Raw genomic sequence first — 8,142 nt, 5'->3', positions numbered from 1 at the left:
GGGCCGGTCGCCGCGGCGCGCCCGCAGCGGAGATCCCGCTCGGCGCAGGGCGACCGGCCCGAGATCGGCCTGGCTTTTCCTTGTTCTACCGGTTCCGGGCTACCGGCGGGGCGCGGTTCTACCGACGCGCCCCGGACGAACCACCGGACGGCGCGGTACGCACCTCCCGATAAGGGACGTTTCGGTCGAGCGCCAGTTCCCGCGGCATGCCGAGGACGCGCTCGCTGATGACGTTGCGGGCGATCTCCGTGGTGCCGCCGCCGATCGAACCGGCCTGGCGCAGCAGGTAGCGCATGCCGAGGTCGCCGAGCACGTCGTCGTCGACGTCACCGGCGACCGCGCTCTGCCCGGCGAGCTCGAAGGCGATCGTCGCCACCTGCGCCCCCGCCACCCCGTGCATGAGCCGGCCGACCGCGGCGAGCTGGTCGGAGCCCTTGCCCGAGAGGATCAGGGCGTGCAGCCGGCGGTCCAGCTCACTCGTCGCGACCTGCAGGGTGTAGGCCCGGCCGACGTCCTCGCGGGCCGCCGGATCGTCGACGCGCCCCGCGCTGTCCAGCAGGGCGAGCAGGTTGTCGGCCGGGTCGCCCTGCGCGGAGCCGTAGGAGTTGGAACCGGTCGGGTGCAGCGCGTATGGCGACGAGCTGAACGAGCGCTCGTGCAGCAGCCAGCGGGTGCCCACCGTCCAGCCGTCGTCGATGCCGCCGATGCGGTCGGTGTCGGGCACCCGGACGTCGGTGAGGTACTCCTGGCAGAACTCGTTGCTGCCGTCGAGCATCTCGATCCGGGAGATCTCGATGCCGTCCTGGTGGATCGGCACCATGAACACCGTGAGCCCCCGGTGCTTGGGCACGTCCCAGTTGGTGCGGGCCAGGCACAGGCCCCAGTCGGACCACCAGGCGCCGGTCGTCCAGATCTTGGAGCCGTTGAGCACCCAGTCGTCACCGTCGCGCACCGCGCTCAGCTTCGCGCCCGCGACGTCCGAACCCGAGCCCGGCTCGGACAGGAACTGCATCCACAGTTCCTCGCCGCGCAGGATCTTCGGCAGGTGGGTGCGCTTCTGCTCCTCGGTGCCGAACTCGAGGATGACCGTCGCGCACGGCGTCATGTTCGGGACCTGCAGCCGCTCGGGGAAGGCGTAGCCGGCGAGCTCCTGGTCGAAGGCCTCGGCATGCTCGCGGGTCAGGCCCTGACCGCCGTACTCCTTCGGGAAACAGATTCCGGCGAACCCACCGTCGAACAGCAGCCGCTGGAGGCGCCGTTCCTCGGCGACCTCGGCGAGCTCCTCGTCGTCCGGGCGGACGAACGACCGGCCGCGGTGATCGGGGCCGAGCCGCGGGACGTTCTCCGCAAGCCACGCGCGGGCCCGCGCCCGGAAGTCCTCGACCGATTCGATCTCGCTCACGCCTCGACCTTTCGCGCGCCCTTGCGGGCTTCCAACAGGGTGGTGATCCGCAGGCGGTGTTCCCGCGCGGTGCCCAGCAGGGCGCTGCCGATGACCACGCGCCGCAGGTACAGGTGCAGGTCGTGCTCGTAGGTGACGCCGATGCCGCCGTGCAGCTGGACGCAGTCCTGGAGCAGCTCCGGGCCGTACTCGGCCAGGTAGGACTTGGCGACGCTGACCAGCTCGCCGGCCCGCGGGTCGCCGCTCTGCACGGCGACGGCGGCCGCGTCCGCGAGGGCGTGCGAGGTCTCCAACCACAGCTTCTGGTCGGCGACCCGGTGCTTGAGCGCCTGGTAGGACGCCAGCGGCCGGCCGAAGGAGTACCGGTCGGTCAGCCAGCCCAGCGTCAGCTCGAAGGCGCGGTCCATCGCGCCCACCATCTCGGCGGTCTGGATGACCAGCGCCGCCTGCAGCTGGAGCTCGACGTCGGCCGCTGCCGCGCCCGCGACACCCACCAGCGCGGTGGCGGGCAGGCGCACGTCGCGCAGCGCCACCCGGGCATACCGGCGCGACACGTCGATCGTGCGCTGCGGGGTGATGGTGACGCCGGGGGTGTCGGTCGGCACCAGCAGCTGGGTCAGGCCGTCCCCGGTGCGGGCGGTGACCAGCAGATAGGTGGCCTGCGCCGCGTGCTCCACGGCGACCTTGTCGCCCGAGAGCACCCACTGCCCGTCGGACTCGACGGCGCTCGCCGCCACCTCACCGAGGCCGCCGTGCGGCACCGGTTCCGCATACGCCCAGGCCCCGACGGCCGTGCCGGAGACGAGCTGCTCCAGCTCCGACTCGAACGCCGCGCCATCGGCCCGCGACAGCGCACCGGCGACGATGTTCGTCCCCAGCAGCGGGCCGGGAGACGCCTGGCGGCCGAACTCGTAGGCGACCAGGGCCAGGTCCCGCAGGCCCTCACCGCTGACGCTGCCGCCGCCGTGCTCCTCGGCGACCAGCAGCGCCGCCCAGCCCAGCTCCGCGCCGGTCGTCCAGTAGTCCGACTCGTAGCCCTCGGGACGGTTGCGCAACCCGCGCAGAACGTCGCTGGGCACGCTGTCCTGCAGGTACTTGCGGGTCGTGCCGACCAGGAGTTCCTGGTCGGCGCTCAGTCCCACCTTCATCAATTCCTCCGCCTCGCCGGGCTCCGGCGCCGCCGGCCCGGTTCGCCCGCTGTCAGCCCAGCCGGTACGACGATCCCGAACACTGGCGACCTGCGCAGAACAGCAGCTCGGAGGATCTCTCCAGCAGGGGCGACGGCGCGCCTGTACGGTCACAGTAGACCGGTAGTCTGGACTCAGTCCACATTTGCGGCGATCATCCGGAAGGGTCGGTTCGCAACGCGTTGCCGGTTGCATCCACCGCCGCTAGGGTCGACAAATATCGAGATCAATATAGACAGTTCTGCCGGCGAGCCGCCACCTGAGCGGGCCGCGTGGTCCGGCGCCGGTCCACCTGGATCCCGCCCCGGATCCACCCCCCGCGATCCTTCCCGGATCCCGCATCCCATCCACGAATTCCATTCACCTGCGCAGCGTTTCACCGGCAGCAGCGCACACACCGGCCGGAGGTCGGCATGACGGCAGTGATGAAGGGCGTCCGCATCCTCGAGGTCGCCGAGCACACGTTCGTACCGGCGGCCTCGGCGCTGCTCGCCGACTGGGGTGCGGAGGTCATCAAGATCGAGCACGTCGAGCGCGGGGACGCGATGCGCGGCCTCGCGCAGACCGGCGTCGCGATGGTCGGCGGCCCGGTACACGTGCTGCTCGAGCACTCCAACCGGCACAAGAAGAGCCTGGCGCTCGACCTGAAGACGGACGAGGGCCTGGAAATCCTCTACAAGCTGGCGGCGACCAGCGACGTGTTCCTGACGAACAAGCTGCCGAGCGTGCGGGCGAAGCTCAAGATCGACGTCGAGGACATCCGCGCCCACAACCCCGCCATCATCTACGCCCGCGGCACCGGCCAGGGTGAGCGCGGCCCGGACGCCGACCGCGGCTCGTACGACTTCCTTTCCTTCTGGGCGCGTTCCGGGATCGGCAGCGCCATGACGACCAGCGACAGCGAGCGGACCACCTTCCCCCCCGGCCCCGGCTTCGGCGACTCGATCGGCGGCCTGACCATCGCCGGCGGCATCATGGGCGCACTGTTCCACCGGGAGCGCACCGGTGAGGCGACCGTGCTGGACGTGTCACTGCTCGGCGTCGGCATGTGGGCGCAGGGCCAGGGCATCGCCATCTCCCAGCAGCACAAGATCCCGCTGCACCAGTCGGTCAGTGGGCGCACCAACAACCCGCTCGTCGGGATCTACCAGACCGCCGACGGCCGCTCCCTGGTCTTCTCCTGCCTGCAGGCGGCGCGGTACTGGGCGGAGTTCTGCCAGCTCATCGGCCGGCCCGAGCTCGCCACCGATCCGCGCTTCATCGACCATGCGGCGCTCAGCGCGAACGCCGGTGCCGCGGCCGACGAACTCACCGCCGTGCTCGCCGCGGCCCCGCTCGCCGAGTGGCGCACGAAGCTCGCCACCTTCAGCGGGCAGTGGGCCGTCGCGCAGACCACCCTCGAGATCGGCACGGACCCGCAGGCCCTGGAGAACGGCTACGTCCAGAACGTCGTCTCCGCGAACGGCACCGAGTTCAAACTGGTCGGCGCGCCGATCCAGTACGACAGTGAGCCGCCGGTGGCCGGGCGCGCTCCCGAGCTCAACGAGCACGGGGACGACCTGTTGCAGAGCCTGGGCCTCGACTGGGACACGATCATCAACCTGAAGATCAAGGGCGTCGTGGCCTGAGCCAGGTCCTCATGCCGGTGCACCAACCACGCGTGCGCACGTCACGCCGCGTGATCATTTCAAAGGAGATCCAATGCCGCTGACTGCCGACTCGTGGCATGAGGAACGACTGCTGATCGACGGCGAGCTCGTCGAGGCCGAGAACGGCGCGGTCTACGAGAACATCAACCCCGCCAACGAGTCGATCATCGGCTCGGCCGCCGACGCCTCGCGCGCCGACACCGAGCGGGCGATCGCCGCCGCCCGCCGCGCGTTCGACGAATCCGAGTGGGCGCACGACCTGGACCTGCGGGTCCGCGGTCTGCGCCAGCTGCACCAGGCGCTGCTCGACCACCGCGACCAGCTCGCCGACATCACCGTCGCCGAGGTGGGCGCGCCCCGGATGCTGCTGGGCGGGCCCCAGCTCGACGGCCCGATCGAGTTCGTCTCCTACTACGCCGACCTCGCCGAGAAGTACTCCTGGACCGAGCAGCTCGGCGTCGCCCAGACGATGGCGGGCCCGGCGAACCGCTGGGTGGAACGTGAGCCGGTCGGGGTCGTCGCCGCGATCACCCCGTGGAACTACCCGAACCAGATCAACATCGCCAAGGTGGCTCCGGCACTGGCCGCCGGCGCCACCGTCGTGCTCAAGCCCGCCCCGGACACCCCGTGGACGGGCCTGGCCCTCGGCCGGCTCATCGCCGAGCACACCGACATCCCGGCCGGCGTCTTCAACGTCATCACCGCCGCCGACAAGACCATCGGCGAGGTGCTCACCACCAGCCGGGACGTCGACATGGTCAGCTTCACCGGCTCGACCGCGGTCGGCCGGCGGATCATGGAAGCCGGCGCGGCGACCATCAAGCGGGTCTTCCTGGAGCTCGGCGGCAAGTCGGCGCAGATCGTCCTCGACGACGTGGAGGACATCGCCGCCGCGTCGGCGCTGGCCGTGTTCGGGATCTGCACCCACGGCGGACAGGGCTGCGCCACCGCCACCCGGCTGCTGCTGCCCCGGTCCCGCTACGAGGAGGGCATCGAGGCCGCCGCGGCCCTGATCGGCGCCATCTCCTACGGTGACCCGGAGGACCCGTCGAACATGACCGGTCCGATCGTCAACCGGGCGCAGCTGACCCGCATCGACGGCCTGGTCCGCAGGGGCGTCGAGGAAGGAGCCCGGGTCGTCACCGGCGGCGGCATCGCCACCCAGTTCGACCGGGGTTTCTACTTCCAGCCGACGCTGCTCGCCGACGTCGACAATTCGATGAACATCGCCCAGGAGGAGATCTTCGGGCCGGTTCTCGTCGCGATTCCCTACGACACCGACGACGACGCGATCCGGATCGCCAACGACTCGATCTTCGGTCTGTCCGGCGGGGTCTCGGGCGCCGACCGGGAGCGGGCACTGCGGATCGCCCGGCGGATCCGCACCGGCACGATGTCGGTCAACGGCGGCATGTGGTATGGCGCCGACGTTCCCTTCGGCGGCTACAAGCAGTCCGGTATCGGCCGGGAGATGGGCGTCGCCGGCTTCGAGGAGTACCTCGAGCAGAAGGCGCTGGCCGAACCGTCCTCCTGAGCGGTCACGGCGGTGGGGTGAACGACCTGCCCCACCGCCCCCTCCGCTCGCGTACGACGTGCTCGCGTACGACGAACGGGGCCGGCGACCGCCGGCCCCGTTCTGACGTTCGGTGCTGGCCGCCGAGAAACCGACGGCGGCCAGGCCGGATCAGCCGATCGAGATGTTCAGGACCTCAAGGGCGTTGGTGCGCGCGACGCGCCGGGTGTCGCTCTCGGACAGACCGGACAGCGACTCGGTGAGGAAGTCGGCCGGCTCCCGGGTGCCCTCGGCGTGCGGCCAGTCGGAGCCGAGCAGCAGCCGGTCGACCCGCACCCCGTGGGAGACGAGGTGGTCGATGTCGTCCTCCCAGAACGGCGTGATCCACACGTGCTCGCCGAAGGTGTCGCTCGGCTTCTCCTTGAAGTAGCCCGGGTTGCGGTTGGCCGCGTCATCGAGGCGGTGCAGCAGCTCCGGAGCCCAGGACGCGCCGTTCTCGACACTGGCGAAACGCAGCGTCGGGAACCGCTCGAAGACCCGGTGGCAGACCGCGGCGGCGTAGAAGTCGCTGACCGCGCGGCTCTTGGTCACGATGCCGCGCAGCGGCGAACGGAACAGCGCCGTCTCCTCGCCACCGGGCTCCCACATCTTGACCAGGATGTCGTAGCCGTCGAGCCCGGCGTGGGTGGCCACCGGGATGCCGGCCTCGGCCGCAAGACCCCAGAAGGCGTCGTACACCGGGTCGAACGGCGAGCGGTAGCCGCCCGGCACCGGCACCGGCGCGTTGCGCATGTTGACGGCCACCGCCCCGGCGTCCAGCACCCGGCGCAGCTCCTTCGCGGCGAACTCCGGGTCGAGCATGGGGATGTAGGGGACCGCGAACAGCCGGTTCTCGTACCGGAAGCCCCAGTCCTCGTCGAGCCACAGGTTGAACGCCCGGAACACCGAGTTGCTGGCCTCCGGGTCGGCGCGGATGGCGTCCTCGACACCGACCCCGAGGGTGGGGAACAGCAGGGTCGCGGCCAGGCCCTGCTCGTCCATCACCGCGAGGCGCGCCTTGCGGTCGCGGTACTCGGGCCGCACCGGCTCGAGCTCGCCGAACGCATCCTTGATCAACTGCTGGTTCGGGTTGCCCCGGTACCAGTCGAACAGGGCGCCGGGCTTCGCGACCGGATCGAACACGGGGTTCGCGATGTAGGAGTTGACCGTCCCGCCCACGAGGAGGCGACGCCGGCCGTCCACCTCCGCCCAGCGCACGCCGCGGTAGCGCAGAGAGCGGTCGGCGTGCCTGGTGAACGCGTCCTCCGACTCGTAGTAGTGGTTGTCGAAGTCAAAGATCCAAGGCTTCGACGCCTGGTCCGTCTCCGTCACCTGGTCCGTCACGATCCGCCTCATTCCCGATCACTGCGCGCGGCTTGACGCCGAACTCGGCGGCGCCAGAGTATCGATCTCGACCTCGATGCCGAGATGTGCGCAGTCGTCCCGACTGCCTGCCACAGGAGCTGACGCCGATCTGTCCAGCACCTCTACTACTGAGATACAACAACTTACCCATGCGGTGCGAGCGGTGCTGGGAGACGCCGCCAGGCCGGACGGCACCCCGACGGTCGATCCGTTGTGGCGCAACGGATGGCTGGACCTTGCCGAAATCGGACTGCCCGGCCTCTGCGTACCCGAGGACCGGGGCGGCGTGGGCCTGCGCGTCGACGCGGCCGCGGCCTGCGCCACCGAGTGCGGTGCCGCCCTGCACGGCGCCCCGTTGGCCGGCCTGACGGCCAGCGCCCACGCGCTTGCCCGGACCAGCGGCGATCCGGTGGTGGACGAGCTGCTCGAGGGCATCCTCGCCGGCGAACGGATCTGCGCGTTCGGCCGGCTCGACCCCGCCGGCCAGCCCGGCACGGGTGGTGATGCGGGTGGCCCGGACGCCCGGTTCGCCCGCCGGGTCGACGGCGCCCCGGACGCCGACGCCCTGCTGCTGCTCGACCCGGCGCGGGGCAGCGCGATCCTGCTCACCGACCCGGACGACTGGCAGCTCACCGCGCACACCGAGCGCTTCGACGTGTCCCGGGCATGCGCCGACGTCACGGTGCGGGCCGACGCCTGGCCGGGAGAGGCCGGGCGCACGCTCACCGCCCTCGGCCAGGCCGTCGACCTGTACGAGCTGCTACTCGCCGCCGACACCCTGGGCAGCGTGCGGCGGATGCTCGACCGCACCGTCAGCTACGCCGCGCGGCGGCACACGTTCGGCCGGCCGATCGGCGCCACCCAGGCCGTCCAGCACCGCCTGGCCGACCACGCGGTGCGCGCCCGCGGCATGAACCTCGTCGTCGCCGAGGCCGTTCGCCGCGTCGGGGCGCTCGCCTCCCCCGAGTCGAGCGGGGCGAGCGGGGC

6 protein-coding genes are annotated in these 8,142 nt (G+C 71.2%); 3 read left to right on the top strand and 3 right to left on the bottom strand.

Translation table 11 applies throughout. The features are described 5' to 3' along the window. Window positions 1-118: 118 nt before the first annotated feature. Window positions 119-1,402, bottom strand: coding sequence for an acyl-CoA dehydrogenase family protein (locus ND747_RS18785; protein ID WP_251735024.1), 1,284 nt, complete (start codon window positions 1,400-1,402; stop codon window positions 119-121). Beyond that, window positions 1,399-2,550: an acyl-CoA dehydrogenase family protein gene (locus tag ND747_RS18780; protein ID WP_251735022.1), complete on the bottom strand. Its 1,152-nt coding sequence runs from the start codon at window positions 2,548-2,550 to the stop codon at window positions 1,399-1,401. The genes ND747_RS18785 and ND747_RS18780 overlap by 4 nt, the downstream gene beginning before the upstream one ends. Window positions 2,551-3,002: 452 nt before the next feature. Here ND747_RS18780 and ND747_RS18775 point away from each other — a divergent pair, with 452 nt between their 5' ends. Together ND747_RS18775 and ND747_RS18770 are read left to right on the top strand one after the other, a co-directional pair. Further along, window positions 3,003-4,217 carry a CaiB/BaiF CoA-transferase family protein gene (locus ND747_RS18775; RefSeq protein WP_251735021.1) on the top strand — a complete coding sequence of 405 codons (1,215 nt, stop codon included), beginning with the start codon at window positions 3,003-3,005 and terminating at the stop codon, window positions 4,215-4,217. Window positions 4,218-4,296: 79 nt separating this feature from the next. Further along, entirely contained in the window at window positions 4,297-5,772 is a 1,476-nt protein-coding gene (locus ND747_RS18770; RefSeq protein ID WP_374216267.1) for an aldehyde dehydrogenase family protein, read from the top strand. Between the two features lie 150 nt (window positions 5,773-5,922). Here the strand turns inward: ND747_RS18770 and ND747_RS18765 are convergent, their stop codons facing one another. After that, the gene (locus ND747_RS18765; RefSeq protein ID WP_251735017.1) at window positions 5,923-7,134 is read right to left on the bottom strand and encodes an amidohydrolase family protein; all 1,212 of its coding nucleotides are present in this window, start codon (window positions 7,132-7,134) and stop codon (window positions 5,923-5,925) included. Window positions 7,135-7,318: 184 nt separating this feature from the next. On the opposite strand from ND747_RS18765, the gene ND747_RS18760 reads away from it, so the two are divergent. Next, the coding region (locus ND747_RS18760) for an acyl-CoA dehydrogenase family protein (protein WP_251735015.1) at window positions 7,319-8,142 on the top strand (824 nt) is incomplete at its 3' end.

This window comes from Frankia sp. R82, from assembly GCF_023716925.1.
Taxonomy (GTDB): domain Bacteria; phylum Actinomycetota; class Actinomycetes; order Frankiales; family Frankiaceae; genus Frankia.
Note: the sequence above shows the minus strand (reverse complement) of the source record. Positions and strands in the feature narration are given on the sequence as shown.